Origin of the sequence: Pseudomonas sp. NY11955 (genome assembly GCF_048068035.1) — a bacterium.
Taxonomy (GTDB): Bacteria; Pseudomonadota; Gammaproteobacteria; order Pseudomonadales; family Pseudomonadaceae; genus Aquipseudomonas.
Genome location: NZ_JBLUPS010000003.1, coordinates 468,166 through 494,703, shown reverse-complemented (window position 1 = coordinate 494,703; position 26,538 = coordinate 468,166). Strand labels below are relative to the sequence as shown.

Sequence of the window (26,538 nt, the reverse complement as noted above, 5' to 3'; positions counted from 1 at the left end):
GGGTTACTTGAGCTTGCGCCCCAGTGCCAGGAAGAACAGCTCGGATTGCAGGCGCTCGCCTTCGACCTGCTCCGCCACCTTCCGCGCCATGCCTGGATCGGCCGGTTTCAGCTTCAGGCCGGTCGAGCGCGCCAGCACTTCCGCCTCACACGCCCGTTCCAGGTAATACAGGTCGTCATAGGCATAATCGATGCGCTCTGCACACACCACCACCCCGTGGTTGCCAAGGAACACGATGTCGGCCCCATCCATGGCCCGGGCAATACGTTCGCCCTCGCCATGGTCCAGGGCAAAACCGTTGTATTGGTCGTCGATCACCAGGCGGTTGTGAAAGCGCATGGCATTCTGCGACAGCGTGGTGTCCAGTGCGCGTGCTTCGGTCAGGCTTAGCGCGGTGGCGTGCGGCATGTGCGTGTGCAGTACGCAGGTTTTGCGCGCCACGCGGTGGATCGCGGCATGGATGAACATCGCGGTCGGTTCGATTTCATGGCGCCCCGCAAGACGCTTGCCGAAGTCATCGACCATGACGATGTCGTCAGCCTGCACTTCTTCCCACATCAGGCCACGCGGGTTGAGCAGAAACAGGTCGGGCCGGCCCGGCAAAGTCACACTGAAGTGGTTGCACACGCCTTCTGCAAGGCCATGGTGGGCGGCGGCGCGCAGGGCCAGCGCCAACTGCTCGCGCAACCGCACGACTTCAGGTTGGTTGTAAAGGTCCTGCTCCAGGCTTTGAACGGCTTGCATAGGTCGTTTCTCCTTATTGGCTGCTGCCGAAACGGTTGGGCACGAGCACGAACAGCACCGCGCCGAGGAACGCACAGCCCGCCACCACGTACAGCGACAGGTCGGTGCTATGGGTCAGGTCCACGGTCCAGCCCACCAGGAACGGGCTGAAAAAGCCGGCCAGGTTGCCGATCGAGTTGATCAGCGCCACGCCGGCGGCAGCATTGGCCCCCAACAGCGCAGTGGGTACGGTCCAGAAGATCGGGAAGGAGGCCATCACCCCGCAGGTGGCCAAGGTCAGCCCGAGCATGGCCAGCACGCCACTGTGGGCGAAGTGCGCGGCAATAATCAGGCCGACCATGCCAATGAACAGTGGAATCGCCAGGTGCCACTTGCGCTCGTTGCGCAGGTCGGCCGAACGCCCGATGTAGATCATCACGCCACTGGCGACCAGGTAAGGAATGGCCGTCAGCAGGCCGACCGACTGCAAGTCGTCGAAGCCGGCGTTGCGGATGATGGTCGGCATCCAGAAGCCCAGGGCGTACTCGCCCATTTCGATCAGGAAGTACACCAGGCTGAAATACCAGATGACCGGCGAGAACACAAAGCTGCTCAGCGACCTGCGCTGCGCGCTGGACGGCCGACGCAGGGCATCCCTGGCCAGTTCGTCGCCCACCAGGCGCTTCTCTGCCGTACTAAGAAAGCTGGCGTCCTGGTAACTGTCTGGCAGGCAGCGCTTGACCAGCAGGCCGACCACGACAGTGGGCAGGCCATACAGCAAAAACAGCCACTGCCAGCTCGCCACGCCCATGGGGGCGTGGCGCATGGCCGACATGATCCAGCCCGACAACGGCCCACCAATGATCCCCGACAGCGGGATGGCCGCCATGAACAGGGCGATGACCCGCCCGCGCCGCTCGCTGGGGAACCAGCGCGTGAAGTAGAAGATGATGCCCGGAAAGAACCCGGCTTCAGCCACACCGATCAGAAAGCGCAGGGCATAGAAGGTGCTGGCCTGCTCGATGAACATCATCAGCGAGGTCAGGCAGCCCCAGGCCACCATGATGAAACCGATCCAGCGCCGCGCCCCGACGCGCTCCAGCATCATGTTGCTGGGCACGGCGAACACCAGGTAGCCGAGGAAGAAAATACCCGCGCCCAGACCATAGGCGGTTTCGGAGATATGCAGGTCAGCCAGCATGTCCAGCTTGGCGAAGCTGACGTTGATCCTGGCGAAGTAAGCCAGCACATAGCAAACGAACAGAAACGGAATCAGCCGCAGCGACATCTTGCGGTAAATCGCATCGAGTTGATGGGCCGGCGCACGCTCTGCCCCATCAAGGATCGCCTCTTTCATATTTTCACCTTGTATGCACGTTTTTTCTAGTTGTAGGCATTGATGAATAAGTACTGCTGTCGTTGTTGTTATGTCTCGCTGGCCAGGCCTGGCTCGGTGAAACGCTAGGCCGAAGATTGGCGATTGTCAACAATCAACAATTAACATGCGTAATATCAACACGTTGCCTGATGATTACTCAAGGTTGCTGCTCGAACCGTGCGTGCCTGCGAGCGGCCCGGTGTACAGCCACCGGCTGCGAATGCTATATGTGGGCGTATCGCCACCAGGACCCGTGTCTATGAAATCCATCCAGCTTCGGCCGGTTTCGAAGCTTTCCGCAGAACAACAAGCCACCGAAAGCCTTCGTGAATCGATCTTGTCGGGGCATCTGAAGCCCGGTGAACGCATTACTGAAACGGCACTTGCCGATCAGCTGGGCATCGCCCGCGGCACCTTGCGCACCGGCCTGAACCGGTTGGCGACAGAAGGGATCGTGGTGCAAACCCCGTATGTGGGCTGGCAAGTAGCTGAACTGACGGCCGACGACATCTGGGAAATCTGGACCCTGCGTGGCAGCCTAGAGCGGCTGGCCGCCACGCTGGTGGCCAAGCAAGGCGATGGGCAGGTGCTGCAGGCGATCGAAGCGGCGTTTCTGGCACTGCAGAAGGCCTGTGCCAAGGGGACACGCAAGGCCATCAACCAATGCGACTTCACCCTGCACCAGGCCATTATCGAAGGTACCGGCCACCAGCGCCTGATCCGCCAGTACGCGCTGGTACAGCAGCAAGTGCGCTGGGTCATCAACACCACCAACCTGCTGATGCATACCAGCCCCGAGACCATTCTCGAACAGCATCAGGCCTTCGTGCAGGCGATACTCAAGGGCGAGAGCGAGACGGCCGGCGAACTGGCCTGGCAGCACAATGCCTACGATGGCGAACGGCTGGTGCAGTGGGTGCAGGGGAACGCCTGATGGGCGGGCCAGCCGGCAATGAAGGCGATGAAACACCCCCTGCCGCGTCGCCTCAATCCAGCACTGGCCGGAGCAGTGCCTGCGCCTCGTACAGTGCCGGTAAATACCGCAACCGTATCTCATCCACGCTCAGCCGCGACGCATGGGTCGTGATGGTCAGCGTCGCTTTCAAGCGACCGGCGCGGTCCAGCAACGGTACGCCCAGTACCCGCATGCCGATTTCATATTCCTGATCAACGATACAGAAACCTTGCGCCTGCACCCGCTGCAACTCCGCCTCCAGCTGTGACCGGTCAGTCTGCGTATAAGGCGTCAACGCACGCAGTGGGTTACGGGCAAAGTACGCATCCCGGTCCGCCTCATCCAACCAAGCCAACCAGACCCGCCCACCGGCCGTGCAGGCCATCGGCACCCGCGAGCCCGGCCTGATCGACAACGACGCCACATGGCTGTAGCGGCTGCGCACCAGGTGGATGATCTCGTCGCCATCGCGGGTACCCACCGACACATGCTCCTGGGTCTGCCGCGCCACCTGTTCCACGATCGGCCGCAGCATGCGCGGCAGCTGGGCCGAATCGACATAGGCCTGGCCAAGGCGCAAGGCCTTGGGCGTCAGCCAGTACTCACGGCTGTCCGTTTCGGCAAAGCCTTCGTGCACCAAGGTCAGCAGAAAGCGCCGTGCAGCGCTGGGGGTAAGGCCGGATAGCTTGGCCGCCTGCGGCACGCTCAGGCGCGGCTGCTCGGCGCTGAACAGCTGCATCAGCGCCAGGCCTTTCTGCAGGCCCGCAATCAGGTCACGCGGGTGAATAGCGGGTGTGCTCATGGATTCAGCTCGCAAGCAGGGGCAAAAACAGCCGATTACTGCGATAACCGGCTTATGGTTGCGATTATCGCACTAAACGCCCGATGAACGCATTGTTGCCCACGCCTCTCTGGCTCACCCTTGACGCCATAACAACGCCAATAAGGAGGTCAGCATGATTCGTGGTTCCACTGAACTGGTCACCATCGTCGGTTCGCCCATCGCCCAGGTGAAGTCCCCGGAAAACTTCAACACTTGGTTCACCCACAACAATTGCAACCTCGCCATGCTGCCCATCGACCTGCATGAGGCGGCGCTGGACGGTTTTGCCAGCGCCCTGCGCGGCTGGCAGAACCTGCGCGGTTGCGTGGTCACCGTGCCGTACAAGCAGGCCCTGGCCAACCGCCTGGACGGGCTGAGCGAGCGTGCAGCGGCCCTGGGTTCGGTCAATGTGATACGCCGCGAGCGCGACGGGCGCCTGCTGGGCGACAACGTGGATGGCGCAGGCTTTCTGGGTGCTGCGCGCAAGCATGGCTTCGAGCCGGCGGGCAAGCGGGCCTTGGTGATCGGTTGCGGCGGTGTTGGCAGCGCCATCGCCTATGCACTGGGCGAGGCAGGTATCGCCAGCATTACCCTCAGCGACCCCAGCACAGCACGCATGGGCGCGCTGTGCGAATTGCTCGGCAGCGCCTTCCCCGGGCTTACGATCAGCACGCAGTTCAGTGGGCTGGAAGATTTCGACCTGGTGGCCAACGCCTCCCCTGTCGGCATGGGCAACAGCGCGGAACTGCCACTGTCCGCCGCCCTGGTGGCCACTCTACAGCCCGACACCCTGGTCGCCGACGTGGTGACTTCGCCCGAGATCACCCCGCTGCTGAACCGCGCGCGCCAAGTAGGCTGCACGATCCAGACCGGCCCGGAAATGGCCTTCGCCCAACTCGGCCACCTTGGCGCCTTCATGGGCGTAACGCCGCTGGAGATCTGAAGCCATGGCGACCACTCAAGACACGCAACACCGCTTCGACCTGGTGGTACTGGGCAGTGGTGCCGGTGGCTTCGCAGCCGCCGCCACGGCAGCCCGTCGTGGCCTGAAGGTGCTGGTGGTGGAAAAGGCCGAGCACTTTGGCGGCACCTCGGCGATTTCTGGCGGTGCGGTGTGGCTGTACGGCACCGATCAAGCCCGCGCCGCTGGGGCCAAGGACTCCCCCGAGGCCATGCGCACCTACCTCAAGCAGGTGATCGGCGACGGCTACGACCCTCTTCTGGGTAACGCCTTCATCGAACAAGGCCACCAGGCGCTGCGCTGGCTGGAGCAGAACACCGAACTGCGCTATGCCCTGCGCCCACACTCGCCCGACTATTACCCGGATGCGCCCGGTGCCACCCCGTTCGGCCGAGCGCTGGAAATGGTCGAGTACGACGGCAAGCACCTCGGTGCGCGCTTCAAGGACCTGCAGATGCCCCCACCCGGGATGCTGCTGTTCGGCGGCATGATGGTCAACCGCGTGGACATCCAGCATTTTCTCAGTGTTCGCCGCTCGCCCCGGTCGCTTTGGCATTGCCTGAAACTGATGGCGCGTTATGCGCGGGACCGTTTGCAACACCCGCGTGGCACACGGCTTACCACCGGCAACGCACTGATCGCCCGCCTGGCCACCAGCGCCTTCGCCCATGGCACGCAGTTGTGGTTGCGCAGCGAAGCCGTGGAATTGATCGTCGAGCGTGGCGTGGTTACTGGCGTGGTGGTAAAGCGCGAGGGCCGCCACGAGCGGGTATTGGCCCGTGGTGGCGTGGTATGCGCCATGGGCGGGTTCGCTGCAGGCGCATTGGCCGCCAACTACCGACCGCCTCAAGAAGCACCGCACCTGACCATGTCACCCGCGGCCAACGACGGTGCCGCCCTGCGCCTTGGCCAGTCTGTGACGGCATCCGAGGGCGAGGGTTTGGCGGCCAACTTCTTCTGGGCGCCGGTTTCCGAACTGCGCCATGCCGATGGTCAGCGTGAGCGCTTTCCGCACCTGGTGACCGACCGCGCCAAACCTGGCGTGATTGCCGTAGACCCGGCCGGGCGGCGCTTCGTCAACGAGTCCGACTCCTATCACCACTTTGTGCAAACCATGTTCGCCAACGGCATTGCCAGTTGCTGGCTGGTCTGCGATGGCGAAGCGATGAACCGTTACGGGCTGGGCCTGGCGCGGCCAAAGCCGGTGAACAACCAGGCATTGATCGACGCTGGCTATTTGTACCGGGCCGCAACACCACAAGCCCTGGCCCAGGCCATTGGCATCGACCCACAACAGTTCGCGCAAACCCTTGAGCAGTTCAACGCTGATGCCCGCAATGGCATCGATCGCGCATTCGGCAAAGGCGGCAACAGTTACAACCGCTACATGGGCGACCCGCAACACACGCCCAACCCATGCCTGGCGCCACTGGCCAGTGGGCCGTACTACGCCATCCGCATCCACACCGGCGACCTCGGTTCGGCCCGTGGCCTGGTGACCAACGCCGATGCCAACGTGCTGAACCGCGAAGGCCAGCCGATTGCCGGGCTGTACGCGGTCGGCAACGACATGAACTCACTGATGAAGGGCACCTATCCCGGCCCCGGCATCACCCTGGGCCCTGCCCTCACCTTCGGCTGGCTCGCTGCCAACCACATCACCGCGCGCCTGCAGGCGCCGGCTACCCACACGGAGACCCCGGCATGTACTACGAACTGAGAACCTACACCCTCGACCCGCTGAAAATGGCCGACTGGCTGGCACTGTACCAAAGCCATGCGCTGGAAGTGCAAAGCGAACACCTGGGCAACCTGGTCGGCTTTTTCACCAGCGAGTTCGGCGACGTCAACCAAGTGGTGCACATCTGGGGCTACGCCAGCCTCGACGAGCGCATGGCCCGTCGCGCCGCCATGGCGGCAGACCCGCGCTGGGCGGAGTTCTCGCGGCGCAACCGCGAGCTGGGTGCGGTACTGCGCCTGCAATCGCGTCTGCTGCGGCCGACCGGTTTTTCACCGCTGCAATAAGCCGCACGCCACCTCTTCCAACGCCTGGGCGGATCCATCCATGCAACCCCTCGAATGTGACGTACTCGTCATCGGCTCCGGCGCCTCAGGCCTGGCTGCCGCCGTTACCGCTGCGCATCACGGCCTGCAAGTGATCATTGCGGAAAAAGCCAGCCAACTGGGCGGCACCAGCGCGTGGTCCGGGGGCTGGTTGTGGATACCGCGCAACCCGCTGGCCATCGCCGAAGGCATCGTCGAAGCCGACGATGCCCCAGAGCGCTACCTGCGGGCACAAACCCACAGCCGCGAGCTGGACCCGCGTCAGCGCGCATTTCTACGCCATGGTCCGGAGATGGTGGCATTCTTCCAGCAACACACTGCCGTGCAGTTCCAATCCGGCAGCCGGATGCCCGACATGCGTGAAGGCGATGGCAGTGCACGCGGCGGTCGCTCGCTGTGTGCACTGCCTTACGACGGGCGCCGGCTCGGGCCGTGGCTGCACAAGCTGCGCCCGCCGCTGGATATCGTCAGCCTGGCCGGCATGGGCATTGCCGGAGGCGCCGACATGGCCGCCTTCTTCAACGCCACCCGCTCGCCCAAGGCGGCGCTGCATGTGGGCAAGCGCTTGCTGCGCCATGGGCGCGACCTGCTGCTGCACCGTCGCGGCCAGCAACTGGTCAACGGCAACGCGCTGGTGGCGCGCCTGCTGCGCAGCGCCCTCGATCTGGGGGTGACAGTGCTGACCGACAAAGCGGCCAGCCGCCTGCTGGGCGAAGGGCGGGTCAGCGGCGCACTGTTCGCCGATGGCCAGGTCATTCATGCACGCCGTGGTGTGGTGCTGGCCTGCGGTGGCTTCCCGCATGACCGCCAGCGCATTGCGCAGCTGATGCCGCATGCGCCGCAGGGTGATCAGCATTACTCCGCTGCGCCCAGGGAAAACAGCGGTGACGGATTGCGCCTGGGCGAACAGGCCGGTGGCCTTGTATCCACCACTGCGGTTCATAGCGGCGCCTGGGCACCTGTGTCTCGGGTGCCACGCCGCGATGGTGATTTCGGCCATTTCCCGCACTTGATCGACCGCGCCAAACCCGGCTTCATCGCGGTACGTAGCGATGGCCTCCGCTTCGTCAACGAAGCCGATTGCTACCATGACTTCATGAACGCGCTGTTCGCCGCCACACCGCAGGGTGAGCCACCGCATGCCTGGCTGATCTGCGACCACACCGCGCAACGGCGCTATGGCATCGGTTGGGCCAAGCCGTTTCCCTTTTCTACCCGTTACTACCAACGCAGTGGCTATTTGCACAGCGGCGCTACCCTGGCGCAACTGGCGCAACGCTGCGGGATCGACGCTGCGCAGTTGCAGCGTACGGTGCAAGGCTTCAACCAGCATGCAGCCGTGGGAAATGACCCCGCCTTTCAACGCGGCGTATCGGCCTACAACCGGGCCCAGGGCGAGCCTTTGCACGCCCCCAACCCGTCGCTGCGGCCGCTGCTGAAGGGGCCGTTTCACGCGGTCAAGCTGTTGCCGGGCAGCCTTGGCACCTTCGCCGGCCTTGGCACCGACGCCTCGGCCCGCGTGCTGGACCACGCGGGGCAGCCGATAACCGGGCTGTTCGCGGTGGGCAACGACATGCACAGCGTGATGGGCGGGCACTACCCGAGCGGTGGTATTACCCTGGGGCCGGGGATGACGTTTGGGTTTCTGGCCGGTAGAACTGTAAGCGGGTTAGACAGGAATGCGACTGAGACAGGCTTTGGCAGTCAATAACCTCATATGCTGATAAATCTCCAATACATCTCGGATCTAGGCTCTTGTACGAAGAGAACGGGTTTGGCTGGTTGAAAATAGCCGCTAGGGCGTAACACGCCTCGATAGGCTTACCGTTAAACTATGCCGCGTTGGATTTTCTAGCGTTATTAAATACCATATTGCTTAATCTCTTTCGCACAGAGCCTAACACCTACAAAAACTTAATATTAAAACCCCCGCAAAAATCACCACCGATTCATATGCAGCCCTATACATTGACGAAATTAAATCTTTACCTCACTCCATGAAGCGAGACAAATCGAATCATCTCGACTTGAAAAACCGGATACCTGAGTCATCAACATCCAGCAAACCAGGAAAACACAACCGACAACTATTGAACCACTTCGCACAACTCAAAACTTATCTTTTCCACCCCGCACAAAGGGCATCTAAACGACTCTGGAAGATCAGAGAACTTTGTATTGCGATGAATACCCAAATCCTCACAACCTTCGTGCTCATCGTACACATACCAACACTTAGTACACTCATAAATTACACTCATGCAAAATATACCTCAGTGAATTTAACCTAACGACCTACACTCCAGGCGCCACTTAAAGCTACAAGCTCACTCATGAGATACTCCACCATAACTTTTATCCTTTTTGATACAAGCTGACCGGGTGGATAAACTATCCAAGCAGTACCCTGCAATGCACCTTTATAATTCCATTCAGGCAAAACATTCGTCAATTGATTACTCTTAAGTGCTTCGTGAGCCAAACATAGCGGGAGACAAGAAACCCCTATACCAGAAATCGTCGCTGTCAAGGCCGCTTCAGGGCAATCCGAAAGATATCGACCAGGTATTGATACCTCACAGAATTCATCGAGCGATCTAAACTTCCAATACTGCTTATCAAGATCCCCTATAAATGTGATACAGCTATGCACTGGAAGCTCAGCAGGATGAGAAATCAAACCGGACTTATTTAGATAGCTTTCCGCGGCACACAGGACAAAATCCACGACAAACAATTGCCGCGCAACCATCCCCTCTGGGGGTTTATCAGTAATCACGATCCCAACGTCGATAGAATCAGATATAAAATCAAATTTCTCGCCACACACCAACTGGACATTGACGTCCCTATACGCAGACAAAAAATCAGGTATTAGCTTGCTACATGTAGCGTATAAAGACTTGGGCACGCCTATCCGAACCAGCCCCTGCGGACCATCAGCCAATCTATCCTTCAGACGAAAAACGTTGGCTGATGATTCCAATACTGACTTACAGTGCTTGTAAATCTGCTGGCCTTCAGCATTCACTTTCAGGCTTCGGGTCGTGCGCTCTATCAAGCGTAATGAAAGTGCACTTTCCAACTTGGAAACTTGCTTACTAACAGCTGATGCTGTCACCCCAATTTTAACAGAAGCCTCAATAAAACTCCCAGTTTCGACCACCACTGCGAATGCAGCCATGCATGGCAAAATTTCAACATAATCTTTTGGCAGATATCCCCTAGATTCCATATCACCAATACCCTGCAAGTCAAAAACTATCCCTTCATGCCCCACCACATAAAGGCCAAGTGCACCCATCAGGATTTACAACACATGAAGCATCACCGCTCCAATTAGCACCAACAATACACCCAACAACTGCCCCCTCACTAATCGCTCATTATAAAAAACATAGCCGAGAACTGCAGCCACCCCTCCTGAAAGCGTACTAATGACAGTAACCACTGCTACTGACCCCTCAAGCACACCGAAGGAGAACGCTGCAAAACCACCTAGATTAAAAATACTTGCAGCGCTTAAACTTCCGCACACTCTTAAATTCAAAACAGAAGCACCAGCAGTATCTCGAAATGTCAAAAAAATAAACATGACACCGACAAAGTAAGTAAGCCATAGCATGTTGACAGGCCCGACAGAGGGTAAAGCATACTTACCTTGAAGCCAAAAGCTACCCCCATAAAGAATCGCAGCTAATAGCGCATAACAAATCGCATACTTTTCCAGACCTCGGAGGCTAGACTCAGTCCTATTACACCCTAAGCCCACGAGAAACACACCGAACGAACAAACAGCTATGCCTATCAATTGCTCTACGATAAGTAATTCCCCACCGAGCCAAGCCAGAATTGTAGTGACAATGCCGTAGGACGTTATCAATGGCGCCACTACAGCAGTGCGCCCTTGGGTTAATGCCTTGGTGAGACAGATTGCACCCAGCAAAACCAACACCGCTGCAGCCAAACAAATAACTAAGGTCTCGAGATCAGCTTCACGAACGAGGTTTAGGCTTGTTGACGATAGCACCAAAAATAAACTAACGATCAAAAAACCTATCAGTTGACTATAGAGCACAGAGCGTTTTACCCCAACCGCCCTGCCGTTTACACCGACAAGATAGTCTGTAACCCCCCAACACACCGCAGCAATTAATCCCATTAAGACATCCAAAACCGACACCTCTTATTATTAATAGCAAGCTATTCCACTGCCTGAAGCCTCCCCCTTGAAACCCTATTTAATAAATTGACTAATGGCGCTGTCAACAGAGTAGATACTACCGAAAGTAACAGGAGAATCGCGTAGGAATTATCCGACAACAGGCCAGCACTGTTTCCTACAGAAAGCACCACCAATTCAGCCGTGCCTTTCGTGGACATCAAGATACCTAGCTCAAGTGATTCACGCTGGTTCATCCCAACAACTAACCCGGCAGCATAGGAACTCAGTATTTTGCTTGCGACAGCAGCGATCAAAAACACAACAAACCATAACCAAAGCTGAATCTCATTAAAACCAGTAAAAGATATGATTGTACCTGTACCTATGAAGAACAATGGAACTGCTATCTGACACAAGTTACCCTGCCACTTCCTCCAGGCTTCCCCAATCCCTGGAACATGTGAAAAAGCATAAATAGCCGCGATTGCACCTATAGAAAAGTGAAAGCCTATACTTTCAGTCAGAACCGCCGACAAAACAATGCCAATAAAAATGACAAGCATGCTTCCAGGGCTATTACCACCGAAACCTACTTCCAATTCCTTCAGCGCCATCTTTATAATAACAATACAAAACATAAACAAAGCTAAACAACCAAAACGCATCAAAGCAGAATAAGTCTCCTCGTCACCTCCCCCCAAAAAAACCACTAACAAAGCTAACGATATCCAAGCAAATGCGTCTGTATAGATAGCAACGACCAACGCAACTGCCCCAACAGATCTAGTTATATATCTAGACTGCTCAATCAACATCGCCAGCACCGGAAGAGCTGTTACAGAAAATGCGATGCCGCAAAATAGCACATATCCTAAAACTGGATACCCAAAAGCCAATTGACTGCTTGAATAGTATCCAACTATCGCCCCTACAACAAAAGGGACAAATATGGTAAAGCATGCAATTATAATTATTGTTCCGCGCTCACCGGACCCGGCCCGCACATGCTTCGCACACCAGATAACTTCAACTAAAATGCAAATCAGCCCAATCTCACCCAGCGCACGCAAAATTTTGATAAACTCTGCCACATTAGCTGATGGAAAAACCATCAAAGAGTGTGACCCTAAAAAATACGACCCAACTAAAAAACCGGTTAGAATATCACCAACAAACGCTGGCTGACCAAATAGAGAAACAAGCACCCTACAGACCAAACAAACAACCACCACCAGCAAAAGCATTTCAATTAGGCTATACATCAAACCTCCTTGACAATCTCCACACCAATTAATAAAGCACTAACAATATTGCAGGCAAAGCTTTTCATGGACGAACTCCGAATCACTTTTCAGAATCTCTAAATTCTCATGAACTAGGTAGACCACTCCCCAGGAAGAGAGAAAATCCGAAGTCATTTCAACATGCTCGCCTGCTGTGGCATACAGATTCATCATATGAAATGACGCCAACCCCCTAACCTCTTCAACCCCCTCAACATTAAAAACAACTCCCGACTCATTGGAAATAAGGCAGCAAATACAGAAGTGCTTTTTAAAAACCACTTGATGTACTGGCTGGGAAATGCGCCCCAAATAGATATCAAGCGCCAGATCGTAGCAATTGATATCAGTACATGCCTCTATCATTTTCGGAACTAAAGCGCCTGGCATTCGCCCATTTTGCTCTATAATACATACTCTATCTGGACTTATTTTTAACTCCACATCATTGATTCCATACCAGACACCAAGTGCTTCATTCACCTTTTCAACATAGTTAAATGCTCGATCCGCCAAATCCTCAAACAACGGAATAGACCTAATGTTTTTATAGATACTAGGACTACCAAACCTCATTAGTTTTTCATAGCCTGCAAAGCATAAATATTGTTTAGTTTCTCGCCTACCAAAATTAGCGGTAACCACAAAAACTCATCACCATCAAGATATTCCTCAACCAAGGCCCGCCGCTCCCCACCTCCAACATCCCCTTCACTTATTCCCACACCTGATATTGATGTAACAACCTCATCATAATTTCTACACAATTTAACATCTCTGCTTCCAGTACCACGACTAGGCTTAACAACTACCGGATACTCTAGACATGCTAAATTTTCTTTATCAGCAAGCGCAAACCCGCCCTCAACACCCAAAGCAACATCTACTCCATTTTTTTTCAAGTCCATTTTCTGAACCCACTTATCAACCCTCGCCAACGAGGTAGCAGTCGAATTACCGACCAACCCATAATGATCACTTAGCGAATCGGCAAGCGCTAGCCCGAAGTCTGATCCTGGAACCACAGCATATATATCAAACTTAGAAAGTATGTTAAGAGCCGATGACAAGTTGCCCGCATAAACAATGTGATCAAACTCACCCAGCTTCTGTAATCGCCGCAGACCTGGCGATAACTTTTTAACACTTACTAATGCAACCGCCAGATAGCCTTTCGACTGAATAGCATGCCCAAAGTGGCATGACGAACTAACTGGATCAACCACCAATATCGCTCGGTGTTTATTCATAATTCAGCCCCCTCATCATAAGATACATATGATTATAATAACGAAGCGCAACGTTATATCGCATTACAACTCCTAATGCCAATTCCTTGACTACACCCGCACCGCAACTTGCGTAATAATCGAGTACTATTTCCAACCAGGCACGACTGTGACGAGCATCAATAGTTATATGTGCTTTGTGATATGCAATAACTCTTTCAGGCTGCCGAAGCCGGTTCAATCCTTCAGTGGTTGCTCGGAAACGCACAGGGGCAGACCCCTCGACCAGTCCCATAGCACCAATTAGCCTTACATTGAATTCTCTACGAAGCGCCAACATAAGCAACATATTTCCATTCATAAGGCACTCAAGAGTTGGCCTATTAGTTGTCACACCCATCTTATCTAAAACGCACCTCATGTAAGCAGATGATTCCTTGAACATCTTTGTATGCACACTAGAAAATTCTCCATTTCCCATTTCATCCCAATAATTTTCTCCTGCAACCATTTTGGGCTCGATAGGCATGCCTAATTGAACTATAGCCATCAAGTCATCAAATGAACCATCCACAAGCTCTTCCATGCATATGTAATAAGCGATTTGCTCCAGCCTAGCTTCTGACCTAAGGAACACAATAAAAAACCTAATATCTATATTCATTTTCCGTTCCATGCCCACATACCACTTAATAAATTCTTCCTTGTTTTTTGGAAGCGAGTCCAAATCGATCAACTCCTCTTCCGCACTAACCCATTGATTTTCTATTTCATAGGCCTTACATCTCAGCGCCTCAATCTCACCACCATGATTAACTAAACTTTCTGGTGAACCCAAAAAGACCCTATAATAACTAGCCAGATCCTCTTGACCATCAAGACTTATATTTCTCATATACCCCACCTCAATACATAACAACTGGAAGTTCACTGCTTCTCAAATCAAAAGCCATATTTGACGGACCATTTTCATACAGATACATCAAACGCTCATGCGCTTCAAAAATAGACGGAGTATGATTAGCTGGCACCCACCAAAGCACTAACCTGGGATGTTTCAACTTTTGAAACCATCTGTGCCCAGATCTCATAACTTCCGAATGAGCAGACTCATATATAAACTTCTTCAACGAAGCCACATCACTCCAGGTAGAAAGTGTGTAAAGATAATCGTCCCCCCACAAACGCCCCAAGCTCTCAAGATCCTCCTCGGTCTCTCTCCAAATAAAACCACTGGAGTTTTCAGCCAAGGCATTTATATAGTCGACGTTATTGTAAAAACCCGACATCCTGACATCATCTTTCGGATACTTAGGCCGCACAAGGTCAAATTGCGCCAATACTTTCTTCATTCGCCCCCCAACTTTGAATTTCAATTATGTTCCCATCAGGATCTCTCGCATAAATAAATGCACAGACACCAACACCCTCAACAGGAATTCGAGACAACTTCCCTAACATTGACCCACCACATCGAATGACATCCAGACAAACAGCCTCTAAATTCGAAACTTCAAATGCTAGATGTGTAATCCCTGTTGAGTTTGAATGCTTGATGTCCTCCACAAGATTTTTGTGGTACTGAAAAATTTCTAAAGTTGGGCCGCAATCGCACCCAGGTAGTTTAAGATGCACTCCTTCAATAATAGGGTTAGATACTCCAATGCCCTTTGATAGTTCCGCTCCGAAGAGCCGCCTAACAGGCCCTTTGATCACACACCCAAACACATTCATATAGAAGCTTGAAAGCCTCAACCAATCCTCGGACACTAAATTTGCATGCGAAAACTTTATTTTCACGCTGCCTCCCTTTAATCAATCCCTGAATACAAACGTCTCATGCTCAACTTGACGATCCTTATCGCGTGTTCGCTCCCAAGTCGTGTTTAGAATGATCCGGTCCACCGACTTGGTCAGGGGCTTTACTCTGTGAAGGGTTGTATCCGCCTTTAAGAGATACACATCTCCTGACTGATGAAAATATGAATCAATTTTATTTTCCACCAAAAGCGATTCGATGCGAGGATTCTTCTTATCCCATCGTGTATGCGGAACACATTCTAACAAGCCGCCACATTCAATTGTGGGCGCATCAACAACCCAGATGATTGTGAAAGGATAATCGCCCCAATGCCACCCATGAGTATCACCGGTCTTATGCTGACAGTTTATAATATAGTTATCCCACTTCCACGGTGTAGGGATAACTTCCTCACCAACAATACACTCAATCAAACTCATCAGGTAATTTGACTTATACGCGAGTGGTATGTACCGCCCATTTGACTCAATGCACTCCTGTGGAACATTACTCAAATACCTGGGGGTATCACCTGTGGACTCAATATGAACATCTCTGCGCTTAGCATGATTCGCGAGCAAGTACTTCACGTCGTCCGAAATCGCCTTGACAATTACCTCATCAATCAAGTTGTTAATTTTCAAATAACCGTCCCGCTCAAAGCAATGTCGCTCCCAGAAAAAATCTCGGTGCGAAAACGGTCGTGTCTCCAGAATCGATATTTTTTGTTCTATTTCATTGCTAGGACTGGAATTTGACATGCGATGCCCCTTCTAGGTAAATGGCCCAGCGCCATTGACCTCATCGTATAACTAAAAAAGCGTGGCGAAAAAGTGCTTGCCTGGCAGTTTATAAATTCTTTAAGAATAGGAATATCGCAACCTCCAAGAAATTATTAGAATACTAAGAGCCGGGAAATTCTCTATTCACTGAACGTGAATAATTAATCACCCTTATACTTGAGCATCGTAACAATTACTTACATTCAGCAGCTCCAGTTATCCTGTCTATTCTTCGCCCTCTGCAAACCTCTTACGCTCTTTACGGGAAAAGACGTCGCAAACACCGTATGGAACAAGCCAGCGGTTCCATGGCGGCATAGATTTCCACGATTTCGTCGACGCGTGTCACCATCACGCGGTCTCCTTCACCAGCCAAACATGTGCTCGATAATGTTGCGTTCTCAGTACTTGTGCGGCTCAAGTATTCTGGGTAAGCCAGGCTTGGGGGCGCACTTCACCGAGCGTATCGGGATGACTGCTTGGTATTAACAGCGCAGCGCCTCGCCGGCGTAGACCTTGTCGGCAAGCAACCAATTGCAGCATTTGCGCTGGCGGTTGGCTTGCGGGAAGGCTCATTTCGTCCAACTGGGGTCGGGCGTTGATGATGTCACTGGCTTGGGCGCCAGATGAGAGGAAGCGCAACGGTGTCCCGTTTGCGTCGCACAGCAGGTCGATTTCGATTGTCACGCCACCGCGATTACGGCCTATTGTGTGAATCGATCAAGCCTTAATCATTCAAGCTCAGGTGCGAGCGTTCAGGCATCAACCTGCACCATCCAGCAACCAGGTCAAAACCCTTCTACCCTTTTACAACGTGAATCCCTGCCGCGCCCGCTGGCCAACGCAACCGTTCGGTAACCGAACAGTAGCCCGTCTCTTGAATTGACGCTGCCGCCTTCACTGCTCACCATGCACCGGCCTTGCGTGCCCCCCCTGCCTGGGAACCGGTCACGTACCCGCAGCACCGCAGCTGAATACAATTTCAAGAAACGAGCAGTTTATGAACCACTCCAAGATCACCCCCGCCGCACCCCGGATGTCCCAGGGTTCGATCGGCGACAAGCTTCGCGGCGCCTTCGGCGTCGGCAAAACCCGTTGGGGCATGCTTGCCCTGGTGTTCTTCGCCACCACCCTGAACTACATCGACCGCGCCGCCCTTGGCATCATGCAGCCCGTGCTGGCCAAGGAAATGAGCTGGACGGCGATGGACTACGCCAACATCAACTTCTGGTTCCAGGTCGGTTACGCCATCGGCTTTCTGCTGCAGGGCCGGCTGATCGACAAGGTCGGGGTAAAACGCGCGTTCTTCTTCGCCGTGCTGTTGTGGAGCCTGGCCACCGGTGCCCACGGCCTGGCTACCTCGGCGGCAGGCTTCATGGTCTGCCGCTTCATCCTCGGTCTGACCGAGGCCGCCAACTACCCGGCTTGCGTCAAGACCGTGCGCTTGTGGTTCCCGGCGGGTGAGCGGGCAATTGCCACCGGGTTGTTCAACGCGGGCACCAATGTCGGCGCCATGGTCACCCCAGCCCTGTTACCGCTGATCCTGGCCGTGTGGGGCTGGCAGGCCGCGTTCATCGCCATGGGCAGCCTGGGCCTGGTATGGGTGGTGCTGTGGGTGCTGAAGTACTACAACCCTGAAGACCACCCCAGCGTGCGCCCAAGCGAGGTGCAGTACATCCAGCAGGATGACGAGCCCGAGCCGACCCGTGTGCCGTTCAGCCGTATCCTGCGCCTGCGTGGCACCTGGGCGTTTGCGGTGGCCTATGCGATTACCGCACCGGTGTTCTGGTTCTACCTGTACTGGCTGCCGCCATTCCTCAACCAGCAGTACAGCCTGGGCATCAACGTGACCCAGATGGGCATCCCGCTGATCATCATCTGGCTGACGGCGGACTTTGGCAGCATCGGTGGCGGCATCCTGTCGTCGTGGCTGATTGGCCGTGGCGTGCCCGCCACTACTGCGCGGCTGGTGTCGATGCTGATCTTTGCCTGCACCATGCTCAGCGTGATCTTTGCCGCCAACGCCAGCGGCCTGTGGGTCGCGGTGGCGGCCATCTCGCTGGCGGTGGGCGCGCACCAGGCGTGGACGGCGAACATCTGGAGCCTGGTGATGGACTACACACCCAAGCATTTGGTCAGCACGGTGTTCGGTTTCGGCAGCATGTGCGCGGCGATTGGCGGGATGTTCATGACGCAGATCGTCGGCAGCGTGTTGACCGCCACCAACAACAACTACGCCGTGCTGTTTACCATGATTCCGGCCATGTACTTCCTGGCGCTGGTGTGGATGTACTTCATGGCTCCGCGCAAGGTCGAGAGCGCCTGAATGCGCTAGCCACTTACCTCTACGGGGCCCTTGCGGGCCCTTTTTTTGGTCTGGTGATCATGGCCGTGGCAGCGTGCCGTGGCAGCGCTGTTGGTTTCAAGGCAAACACAAACCCTGTAGGAGCAGCCTTGTGCTGCGAAGAGGCCATTGCAGCCGGAGACAGTCGTTAGCCTTATCGGCCTCTTCGCAGCGCAAGGCTGCTCCTACAGGGTGATGCGTTAGCCTGAGTGATGATGGCGAATCAAACAGTGGCCAGCACGACCATGGCCTTTTCCAGCGCCATGCGCGCGCGCTGTTCACCACTCACGCCCTGCTCCAGCAACTGCCGTGTCGGGATTTCCAGGCTCAGCGGTACGCTCGGCGGCAAGCTGCGCAGCAGGTTGACCAGGTCGGCATCGCCGTCACCGGGGAAGCGCCGTTCGTTGCGCGCCTGGCGCAGAATCTCGTCCATGTCGGCCGGTACCGGGCCGGCAACGTCGCACAGCTGGGCATAACGCATGCGCTGCGGCGCCAGCTGCGCCAGGTCGTCCAGCGAAGACCGGGAACGGTTGAAGTGGAAGGCGTCCACCAGCACGCAGCCATTGGCGCGGTCGGCGTTGGCCACCACCCGCATGGCCTGGCGCAGGTCACGCACGTCGGTCCAAGGCATGAACTCCAAGTGCGGGTAAATGCCGTAGCGCGCCGCCAGCTCGCACAATGCGGCAAAGCGTTCGGTCAGCCGCGCTTCGTCCGGGTCGTTGCCAGCCACCAGCAGCTCGGTACCCCCCAACTCGGCGCCCACCGCCAGAATCGGTTCGAAATCGGCTACGCAGGTTTCCGGCTTGAGGCGCAGGATTTCCAGGTCGAGCACCTTGATGCCGGTGTCGCGCAGGCGCGCCTGGGTCTGCCGGCGCAGGTCGGCATCGGCTACCAACGGGAAGTGCTGCTCTTGTTCGGTAGCAGGCACCAAGCGTAGGCCAACGTGGCTGTAGCCCGCTCGGGCGGCGGCCTCGACCATGTCCGGTGGGGACAGTTCGAGTACCGTCAGGGCCGCGAGGGAGAAAATTCGATCAGTCATTTGTCGTCACCAGGAAAAGTAAGGTTGCATCAGGCAATGTGCTCGGGCGCGCAGGCCCGGCCGCTTTCGGCTGCCTGGCGGATCGCTTCGATCAGCGCCAGGGTGCGGCCAGCGTCGGCGGCATCGATCAGCGGCGCCTGTTCACCCCGGGCGACCCGCACGAAGTGCTGCAACTGCAGGGTCAATGCCTCGCCAGCAGGTATGTTTTCCGCGCTTTGCAACAGCGGCGTGTGCCAGCCGGAGCCGGCTTCGGCGTAGTGCCAGCGTTTGAGCTGGGGAATGCTCAGCGCCCCTTGAGTGCCCGCCAGCAAGTAACACGGCTGCCCCTCCTGGCGGGGATAGATCGGGCTTTCACCAGAATCCAGCTCCCAGCTCCACGGCGCGGCCACCGCGTCGGAGCCGGTCAGGCTGCCCAGGGCGCCATTGGCGAATTGCAGCAGCACCGCTGCGCTGTCTTCGTTGGCAAAACCCCGTACATCGTTGCGGGTGAACGCCTGCACCTGCACCACCTCGCCGCACAGGTGGCGCAGCAGATCCAGGTCGTGAATCAGGTTGGTCAGCAAAAAGCCCGCCCCTGGCTCGCGACGCCAGGGCGTTTCGAAATAGCTGTCGGGCTTTTGCAGTTGCCACAACGCAGTGACGTTGATCAGCCGGCCCAGCTTGCCTTCGCTGATCACCTGATGCGCCTTGGCGATCAGCGGATTATGCCGGCGATGGTGGCCGACCAGCACCGGCACATTGCGCCGACGCGAAGCCTCTACCAGTGCCCGGACTTCATCCAGATGTACGCCCACCGGTTTTTCCAGCAGCACCGGCACGCCGGCCTCGACGCAATCCAGCGCAGTGGCCACATGCTGATTGTTCGGGTTGGCGATGATCACCGCCTCCGGGCGCACACGGTCCAGCATCTGCCGGTGGTCGGCAAAACAAGGCACGCCGCACTCGGCGGCGAAGGCCTCGGCCTGTGGGCCGGGGTCGGCCACGGCACACAGTTGGGCTTGGGGCACATTGCGCAAGTGCTGGTAATGCTGGCGGCCCATGATGCCGGCGCCGATCAGGGCAATACGAAGGGGTGCGTTCAACAGCCTGTCCTCTTGTCGTTGTTGTTGTGAAAATTCCGGAACTAGATTCCAGAATTAACACTCGACAATTTAGAACCAAGTTCTGCTTTTCAAAAGAACCGGCGCAACAGACTGTGCGGTAATCGACCGGATTATCCCCTCAGGCAAACAGTTCACTGGCCCGGCTGGCGGCTGACAGTTCATCCGCCGCCGCCAGCAACAGCGGCGCCAGCTCTGCCAGGCGGTTGTGTGCCAGGCGTGCGCTGGGCCCCGCGATGCTCAGCACGCCGATGACTTCGTCACTTTGCGGGCGGCGCACCACCGCGGCGAGGGCCGAGGTGCCAATGGCGGAGGTTTCTTCGACCCAGGCGTAGCCGCGCTCGCGGGCGCGACGCAGGTAGACGAGCAGCTCATCGGTGGAGCGTGGCGCGTTCGGGCCGAACTGCGCAGGGTCGGCAATGCCTTGGCGCAACACCATCTGCAACGCCTGGTCATCGTCCAGGCTGGCCAGCCAGGCATGCCCGGAGGCGGTATAGAACAGCGGCGCGTCGCGCCCCATGTCCGGGTCGTAGCGCAGCCCGGAGCGAGCACCCTGGGACTTGGCGATCCAGGTTTGCCGGGCGCCATCGATCACACCCAGGCGTACCAGTTCGCCGCTGTCTTGTGCCAGGCGGTCGAGAATCGGCTGGATGATGTCGGCGCCGCTGCTGGCCAGGTAACGAAAGCCCTGCGCTACCAACTTGGCCGACAGCTGATAACGGCTGTTTTCGCGGTTCTGACGCACGTAGCCCAGCCGCACCAGCTCGGTGAGCATGCGGTGGGCAGCGCTTTTGGGAATGTCCAGGCGCTCGGCCAAGGTTTGCAACGCCAGCCCCTGGGGCTCACCGGCAAGGCTTTCTACAAGACTGAAGGCGCGTTCGATCTGACTACCAGCCATGACACAGGTCCCTGAATTTTTTACGGATTCTAGAAGATGATTCCACATCGCCGCCAGCCAGCGCAGCTGAGGCCAGCGTGAATGTCCGATGATCGCCCATTAATTGCCTGGCCTGGCCGGCCTGCCCTTGCAGACCGAAACGCTGCCGAGAAGAATATAGAACCTTGTTCCAATAACAATACAGGAATCCCGCAATGCCTTCCGCACCCTTCGAAACCGAATGCGATGTACTGGTCATAGGTTCTGGCGCCGCCGGGCTGGCTGCGGCCGTAACGGCTGCCTTTCATGGGCAGAAGGTGATCGTGGTGGAGAAGGAACCGGTGTTTGGCGGTGCCACCGCCTGGTCCGGTGGCTGGGCCTGGGTGCCGCGCAACCCGCTGGCGCGCAGGGCCGGTATCGCGGAAGACATCGAACAGCCACGGACTTATCTGCGCCATGAACTGGGGGAAAACTACGACGCCGAGCGTGTCGATGCCTTCCTTGAAGCGTGCCCGCACATGGTGGCGTTTTTCGAGAAGCACACGGCGTTGCAGTTTGCCGACGGCAACGGTATCCCGGACATGCATGGCGACACGCCGGGGGCAGCCCAGGGCGGCCACCAGGTGATCGCCGCGCCCTACGACGCCCGCGAGGTTGGCGCCCTGCTGCCGCGCTTGCGCAAGACCCTGCGCGAAACCTCTTTCATGGGCATGCCGATCATGGCCGGCGCCGACCTTGCAGCCTTCCTCAACATGACCCGCTCGCCCAAAGCGCTGCTGCACGTGTGCAAACGCTTTGGCCGCCACCTGTACCACCTGGCCCGCTACGGCCGGGCGATGCACCTGGTCAACGGTGTGGCGCTGGTGGCGCGCCTGGCCAAATCGGCGCAGGACCTGGGCGTGCACCTGCAGGAATCGGCGCCGGCCCAGCGCCTGCTGGTCGAGGATGGCCAGGTGCGTGGGGCACGGGTAGCCACACCGCAAGGCGAGCAGCTGATTCGCGCCAAGGCCGTGGTACTCGCGGCAGGTGGCTTCCCTAACGACAACGCCCGGCGCCAGCAACTGTTCCCGCGCGATGCCAGCGGCCACGACAACCTGGCGTTGCCGCCCACGGGCTGTTCGGGCGATGGCCTGCGCCTGGGGGAATCTGCCGGTGGTGTGGTTGCCACCGACCTGAAGTCGCCGGTGGCCTGGGCACCGGTTTCGCAGGTGCCGCACCGCGACGGCAGCGTCGGCCACTTCCCGCACATTATCGAGCGTGGCAAACCGGGCATTATCGGCGTGCTGGCCAGCGGCAAGCGTTTCGTCAATGAAGCGCATGGTTACTACGACTATGTGTCGGCCATGGTCGCGGCGGTGCCGCAGGATGAAGCGGTTTGTTCGTGGCTGGTCTGCGACCATCGTTTCCTGCGCCGCTACGGCCTGGGCCACGCCCGCCCCGCGCCGCTGCCGGTCGGGCCACATGTGCGCAGCGGCTACCTCAAGCGGGGTGCCACGCTGGAAGCGTTGGCTGATGCCTGCGGTATTGACCCGGCCGGGTTAAGGGCCACGGTCAGCGACTTCAACGAGCATGCACGCCATGGCCAGGACCCGGCCTTTGGCCGGGGCTCCACGCCGTTCAACCGCAAGCAGGGCGACCCTCAGCACAAAGGCCCCAACCCTTGCGTGGCGCCGATCGAACAAGGGCCTTTCTATGCGGTGAAAGTGCAGCCCGGCTGCTTCGGCACCTTTGCCGGGCTGCGCACCGACGGCAATGCTCGGGTGCTGGATGAGGCTGGGCAGCCGATTGCAGGCTTGTATGCGGCGGGTACCGACATGGCCAGCGTGTTTGGCGGCTGGTACCCGTCGGGCGGCATCAACCTGGGGCCGGCGCTGACCTTTGGCTATGTGGCCGGGCGGCATATTGCCGGGGCGCGGGGGTACGAGTGAGTAAGGCTTGAGGTTTGCGGTGCCTGGGAGATCGAGCGCCGCCCGCGCGGCGCATCGCGAGCGAAGCTCGCTCCTACATTTGTTTCGGGCCAATTAATCCTGTGCCAGTGGCGCGCGGCCCTTTGGCGCTCACCTCGATATCGCGTCTTACAAACAAGGCGGTCGCGCGCGCCTGTCACAGGCGATACTGGCCCGAAACAAATGTAGGAGCGAGCTTCGCTCGCGATGCGCCGCGCGGGCGGCGCTCGATCTCCCAGGCGCCACAAACCTCAAGGCGTACCGTCCAGAAAATGAACACCCACAAAACCCGCGACTGTCCAACCTGTGAACACCCCCACACCCGCAGCCCCCATATTCCTTTGCCCCACCACCTTGGCACACCCCCTGCAACAAGCACCCGTGAACACAACAACACAGGATGCTTCACGTGGATACCTTACTGCCCAACGAACTCTGGAATGAGCGGCTGTTCACCGGTACCTGGGTACCCGGTGAGCTGCCCGCCAGCGCGGTGACCTCCCCTGGCAACGGCCAGGCACTGGGCACCCTGGCCAACGCCGGTGCCCAACAGGTGGAGCAAAGCGCGCGCGAGGCCGCCACGGCCCAGCGCAACTGGTATGCCCTGCCCTACGACGAACGCGCCCAAGTCCTGCGCAAGGCCGCCGCTATCGCCGAACACTACCAGGCCGAGATCGCCAACTGGATCGTTCGCGAAAGTGGCTCGACCCAGGCCAAGGCCGGCTTCGAAGTGTCCATCAGCATCAAAGCACTGCACGAAGCCTGTGCCCTGCCCTCGCGCAGCCAAGGCGAAGTACTGCCTTCCACCGCCGGCCGCCTGAGCATCGCCCGGCGCCGTCCGCTGGGCGTGATCGGGGTCATTTCACCGTTCAACTTCCCGCTGTACCTGGCCATGCGTGCGGTTGCCCCGGCACTGGCCACGGGCAATGCGGTCGTGCTCAAGCCCGACCCGCGCACAGCAGTGTGCGGCGGCCTTGTCATCGCCCGTATCTTCGAGCTGGCCGGTTTGCCGGCAGGTGCACTGCATGTGCTGCCCGGCGGCGCTGAAGCCGGTGCCGCACTGACGGCTTCACCCAGCGTGGCAATGATCCAGTTCACCGGCTCCACTGCCGCTGGCCGCAAAGTAGGCGAAGCCGCCGGTCGCCACCTGAAAAAAGTCTCTCTCGAACTTGGCGGCAAGAACTCGCTGATCGTCCTCGACGACGCCGACCTCGACCTGGCCATCGCCAACGCCACATGGGGCGTGTACTTGCACCAAGGGCAGATCTGCATGTCGACCGGGCGCGTGCTGGTGCAACGGGGCATCTACGCCGCCTTCGTCGAGCGCCTGGTGGCCAAGGCACGCAGCCTCAGCGTCGGCGACCCGGCCAGCGGCCAGGTTCATCTGGGCCCGCTGATCAACGCCGCCCAGCGCGACAACGCCTTGCGTATCGTCGAGGCCGCACAGGCTGCCGGGGCGACCCTAGCTACCGGTGGTTCGGCGGACGGGCTGTTCTTCCAGCCGACCGTGCTGAGCGATGTGCAGCGCGACAACCCCGCATTCCACGAAGAAATCTTCGGCCCCGTGGCGGTGGTAGTGCCGTTCGACACTGACGAGCAAGCCGTGGCGCTGGCCAACGACACCGATTACGGCCTGAGCGCCGCCATCCTCTCGCGCGACACTGGCCGTGCCCTGCGCCTGGGCGAGCAATTGCGCACCGGGCTGCTGCATATCAACGACCAGACCGTCAACGACGAGGTCATCAACCCCTTCGGCGGCGTCGGCGCATCCGGCAATGGCAGCAGCATCGGTGGTGCCGCCAACTGGGAAGAGTTCACCCAATGGCAATGGCTGACCCTCAAGGGCGAAGCACCCGCCTACCCCCTGTAACCCCGGAGAACAATAACAATGACAACCCCCCTGTTACGCCCCATTCAAGCTGCCGTCACCCGTGGCAAAGGCGCCCCCTTCGTGCTCGAACAGGCGCGCATCCGTGCGCCACAAGGTGATGAGGTGCTGGTACGCATCGTCGCCACCGGCATGTGCCACACCGACATGATCGTGCGCGACCAGTACTACCCGGTGCCGTTGCCGGCGGTGCTGGGCCATGAAGGCTCGGGCATCGTCGAAGCGGTTGGCCCGCTGGTGCAGCACCTGGCGGTAGGCGACCACGTGGTGATGACCTACGGCCACTGCGGCCATTGCTTGGCCTGCGACGCCGGCCACGCCGCCTACTGCCAGGACTTCTTCGGGCGCAACTTCAGTGGCGCCGGCCCCGAAGGCCAGCATGCCTTGCAGGACGAACAAGGCCACGCCCTGAATGACCACTTCTTCGCCCAATCGTCGTTCGCCACCTACGCACTGGGGCGCGAGAACAACACCGTGCGTGTGCCCAAGGAAGCGCCCATCGAGCTGCTCGGCCCGCTGGGTTGCGGCATCCAGACCGGCGCCGGCGCGGTGATCAACTCGCTGAAAGTCACCCCCGGCAGCGCCTTTGCCGCCTTTGGCGGCGGTGCGGTGGGCCTTTCCGCCGTGCTGGCCGCGCAAGTGGCAGGCGCCGCCACCATCATCGCGGTCGACGTGGTGCCTTCGCGTCTGGCGCTGGCCCTGGAGCTGGGCGCCACCCACGTGGTCAACAGCCGTGAGGCCGACCCCGTGGCAGCCATCCGCGAAATCACTGGCGGCGGCGTGCAGTTCGCCCTGGAGTCAACCGGGCGCCCGGAAGTGCTGCGCCAGGCCGTGGATGCCCTTGGCAGCCGTGGCGCGCTGGGGGTGGTCGGTGCGCCGCCGCTGGGCACCACGGCGCAGTTCGACGTCAACGACTTGCTGCTGGGCGGCAAGGTCATCCGCGGCATCGTCGAGGGTGACAGCGTGCCGAAGAAGTTCATCCCCGAGCTGGTCAACCTGTACCTGCAGGGCCGCTTCGCCTTCGACAAGCTGGTGCGCTTCTATGATTTCGAGCAGATCAACCAGGCCGCCGAGGACAGCGAAAAGGGCCTGACGCTGAAACCGATCATCCGCATCCAGAAGTAAACCCTCAGGGGCAGCCACGCGCTGCCCCACCCCATAACAAGAACAAGGGAACCCC

General features: G+C 58.0%; 25 protein-coding genes. 9 read left to right on the top strand and 16 right to left on the bottom strand.

All coding sequences use genetic code 11. The features are described 5' to 3' along the window. Nucleotides 1–3: 3 nt before the first annotated feature. Nucleotides 4–744, bottom strand: a complete 741-nt coding sequence (locus ACNFBR_RS08155; RefSeq protein ID WP_416734423.1) for an aldolase — start codon at nt 742–744, stop codon at nt 4–6. A gap of 13 nt (nt 745–757) precedes the next feature. After that, nucleotides 758–2,080: an MFS transporter gene (locus ACNFBR_RS08150; protein WP_416734422.1), complete on the bottom strand. Its 1,323-nt coding sequence runs from the start codon at nt 2,078–2,080 to the stop codon at nt 758–760. A gap of 280 nt (nt 2,081–2,360) precedes the next feature. On the opposite strand from ACNFBR_RS08150, the gene ACNFBR_RS08145 reads away from it, so the two are divergent. Then, nucleotides 2,361–3,035, top strand: a complete 675-nt coding sequence (locus ACNFBR_RS08145) for a GntR family transcriptional regulator (protein WP_416734421.1) — start codon at nt 2,361–2,363, stop codon at nt 3,033–3,035. Nucleotides 3,036–3,087: 52 nt separating this feature from the next. On the opposite strand, the gene ACNFBR_RS08140 is transcribed toward ACNFBR_RS08145, so the two are convergent. Next, nucleotides 3,088–3,858, bottom strand: a complete 771-nt coding sequence (locus ACNFBR_RS08140) for an IclR family transcriptional regulator domain-containing protein (protein ID WP_416734420.1) — start codon at nt 3,856–3,858, stop codon at nt 3,088–3,090. 154 nt (nt 3,859–4,012) lie between these two features. On the opposite strand from ACNFBR_RS08140, the gene ACNFBR_RS08135 reads away from it, so the two are divergent. The 4 genes from ACNFBR_RS08135 to ACNFBR_RS08120 are packed head-to-tail and all read left to right on the top strand — an operon-like array spanning nt 4,013 to nt 8,615. Then, nucleotides 4,013–4,822, top strand: a complete 810-nt coding sequence (locus ACNFBR_RS08135; RefSeq protein ID WP_416734419.1) for a shikimate dehydrogenase family protein — start codon at nt 4,013–4,015, stop codon at nt 4,820–4,822. A 4-nt stretch (nt 4,823–4,826) separates the two neighbouring features. Beyond that, on the top strand, nt 4,827–6,560 hold the full coding sequence (locus ACNFBR_RS08130) for an FAD-dependent oxidoreductase (RefSeq protein WP_416734418.1): 1,734 nt from the start codon (nt 4,827–4,829) through the stop codon (nt 6,558–6,560). Further along, a complete protein-coding gene (locus ACNFBR_RS08125; RefSeq protein WP_416734417.1) occupies nt 6,545–6,865 on the top strand; it encodes an NIPSNAP family protein in 321 nt (106 codons plus the stop codon). The genes ACNFBR_RS08130 and ACNFBR_RS08125 overlap by 16 nt, the downstream gene beginning before the upstream one ends. Before the next feature lie 40 nt (nt 6,866–6,905). Next, complete coding sequence (locus ACNFBR_RS08120) at nt 6,906–8,615, top strand: FAD-dependent oxidoreductase (RefSeq protein ID WP_416734416.1); 1,710 nt, start codon at nt 6,906–6,908, stop codon at nt 8,613–8,615. Nucleotides 8,616–8,991: 376 nt separating this feature from the next. On the opposite strand, the gene ACNFBR_RS08115 is transcribed toward ACNFBR_RS08120, so the two are convergent. From ACNFBR_RS08115 to ACNFBR_RS08070, 10 genes are read right to left on the bottom strand one after another with little or no spacing between them, the layout of a single operon-like run. Then, nucleotides 8,992–9,165, bottom strand: a complete 174-nt coding sequence (locus ACNFBR_RS08115; RefSeq protein WP_416734415.1) for a rubredoxin — start codon at nt 9,163–9,165, stop codon at nt 8,992–8,994. Nucleotides 9,166–9,191: 26 nt separating this feature from the next. Continuing rightward, on the bottom strand, nt 9,192–10,208 hold the full coding sequence (locus ACNFBR_RS08110; RefSeq protein ID WP_416734414.1) for a LysR family transcriptional regulator: 1,017 nt from the start codon (nt 10,206–10,208) through the stop codon (nt 9,192–9,194). A 6-nt stretch (nt 10,209–10,214) separates the two neighbouring features. Next, nucleotides 10,215–11,078 (bottom strand): EamA family transporter, encoded by an 864-nt coding sequence (locus tag ACNFBR_RS08105; RefSeq protein ID WP_416734413.1) that lies wholly within the window; start codon nt 11,076–11,078, stop codon nt 10,215–10,217. A 29-nt stretch (nt 11,079–11,107) separates the two neighbouring features. Continuing rightward, nucleotides 11,108–12,331, bottom strand: coding sequence for a cation:proton antiporter (locus ACNFBR_RS08100; RefSeq protein WP_416734412.1), 1,224 nt, complete (start codon nt 12,329–12,331; stop codon nt 11,108–11,110). Nucleotides 12,332–12,370: 39 nt separating this feature from the next. Continuing rightward, a complete protein-coding gene (locus ACNFBR_RS08095) occupies nt 12,371–12,880 on the bottom strand; it encodes a hypothetical protein (RefSeq protein ID WP_416734411.1) in 510 nt (169 codons plus the stop codon). A 47-nt stretch (nt 12,881–12,927) separates the two neighbouring features. Then, nucleotides 12,928–13,602, bottom strand: a complete 675-nt coding sequence (locus ACNFBR_RS08090; protein WP_416734410.1) for an ATP-grasp domain-containing protein — start codon at nt 13,600–13,602, stop codon at nt 12,928–12,930. Further along, nucleotides 13,595–14,512, bottom strand: coding sequence for an iron-containing redox enzyme family protein (locus tag ACNFBR_RS08085; protein WP_416734409.1), 918 nt, complete (start codon nt 14,510–14,512; stop codon nt 13,595–13,597). Before ACNFBR_RS08085 ends, ACNFBR_RS08090 begins: the two co-directional genes overlap by 8 nt. Continuing rightward, on the bottom strand, nt 14,487–14,933 hold the full coding sequence (locus tag ACNFBR_RS08080) for a DUF3291 domain-containing protein (RefSeq protein ID WP_416734408.1): 447 nt from the start codon (nt 14,931–14,933) through the stop codon (nt 14,487–14,489). The genes ACNFBR_RS08085 and ACNFBR_RS08080 overlap by 26 nt, the downstream gene beginning before the upstream one ends. Beyond that, on the bottom strand, nt 14,908–15,381 hold the full coding sequence (locus ACNFBR_RS08075; RefSeq protein WP_416734407.1) for a VOC family protein: 474 nt from the start codon (nt 15,379–15,381) through the stop codon (nt 14,908–14,910). Before ACNFBR_RS08075 ends, ACNFBR_RS08080 begins: the two co-directional genes overlap by 26 nt. Before the next feature lie 15 nt (nt 15,382–15,396). Next, on the bottom strand, nt 15,397–16,143 hold the full coding sequence (locus tag ACNFBR_RS08070; protein ID WP_416734406.1) for an ArpA protein: 747 nt from the start codon (nt 16,141–16,143) through the stop codon (nt 15,397–15,399). 1,021 nt (nt 16,144–17,164) lie between these two features. On the opposite strand from ACNFBR_RS08070, the gene ACNFBR_RS08065 reads away from it, so the two are divergent. Further along, a complete protein-coding gene (locus ACNFBR_RS08065) occupies nt 17,165–18,490 on the top strand; it encodes an MFS transporter (protein ID WP_416734405.1) in 1,326 nt (441 codons plus the stop codon). A 241-nt stretch (nt 18,491–18,731) separates the two neighbouring features. Here the strand turns inward: ACNFBR_RS08065 and ACNFBR_RS08060 are convergent, their stop codons facing one another. The 3 genes from ACNFBR_RS08060 to ACNFBR_RS08050 form a co-directional block, all read right to left on the bottom strand. After that, on the bottom strand, nt 18,732–19,547 hold the full coding sequence (locus ACNFBR_RS08060) for a sugar phosphate isomerase/epimerase family protein (protein WP_416734404.1): 816 nt from the start codon (nt 19,545–19,547) through the stop codon (nt 18,732–18,734). A gap of 29 nt (nt 19,548–19,576) precedes the next feature. Further along, nucleotides 19,577–20,629 carry a Gfo/Idh/MocA family protein gene (locus ACNFBR_RS08055; protein WP_416734403.1) on the bottom strand — a complete coding sequence of 351 codons (1,053 nt, stop codon included), beginning with the start codon at nt 20,627–20,629 and terminating at the stop codon, nt 19,577–19,579. Between the two features lie 139 nt (nt 20,630–20,768). Continuing rightward, complete coding sequence (locus ACNFBR_RS08050) at nt 20,769–21,545, bottom strand: IclR family transcriptional regulator (RefSeq protein ID WP_416734402.1); 777 nt, start codon at nt 21,543–21,545, stop codon at nt 20,769–20,771. Between the two features lie 194 nt (nt 21,546–21,739). Here ACNFBR_RS08050 and ACNFBR_RS08045 point away from each other — a divergent pair, with 194 nt between their 5' ends. From ACNFBR_RS08045 to ACNFBR_RS08035, 3 genes are all read left to right on the top strand, one after another. Then, on the top strand, nt 21,740–23,452 hold the full coding sequence (locus tag ACNFBR_RS08045; RefSeq protein WP_416734401.1) for an FAD-dependent oxidoreductase: 1,713 nt from the start codon (nt 21,740–21,742) through the stop codon (nt 23,450–23,452). A gap of 418 nt (nt 23,453–23,870) precedes the next feature. Beyond that, complete coding sequence (locus tag ACNFBR_RS08040; protein WP_416734400.1) at nt 23,871–25,340, top strand: benzaldehyde dehydrogenase; 1,470 nt, start codon at nt 23,871–23,873, stop codon at nt 25,338–25,340. An 18-nt stretch (nt 25,341–25,358) separates the two neighbouring features. Beyond that, complete coding sequence (locus ACNFBR_RS08035; protein WP_416734399.1) at nt 25,359–26,483, top strand: NAD(P)-dependent alcohol dehydrogenase; 1,125 nt, start codon at nt 25,359–25,361, stop codon at nt 26,481–26,483. Nucleotides 26,484–26,538 lie beyond the last annotated feature (55 nt).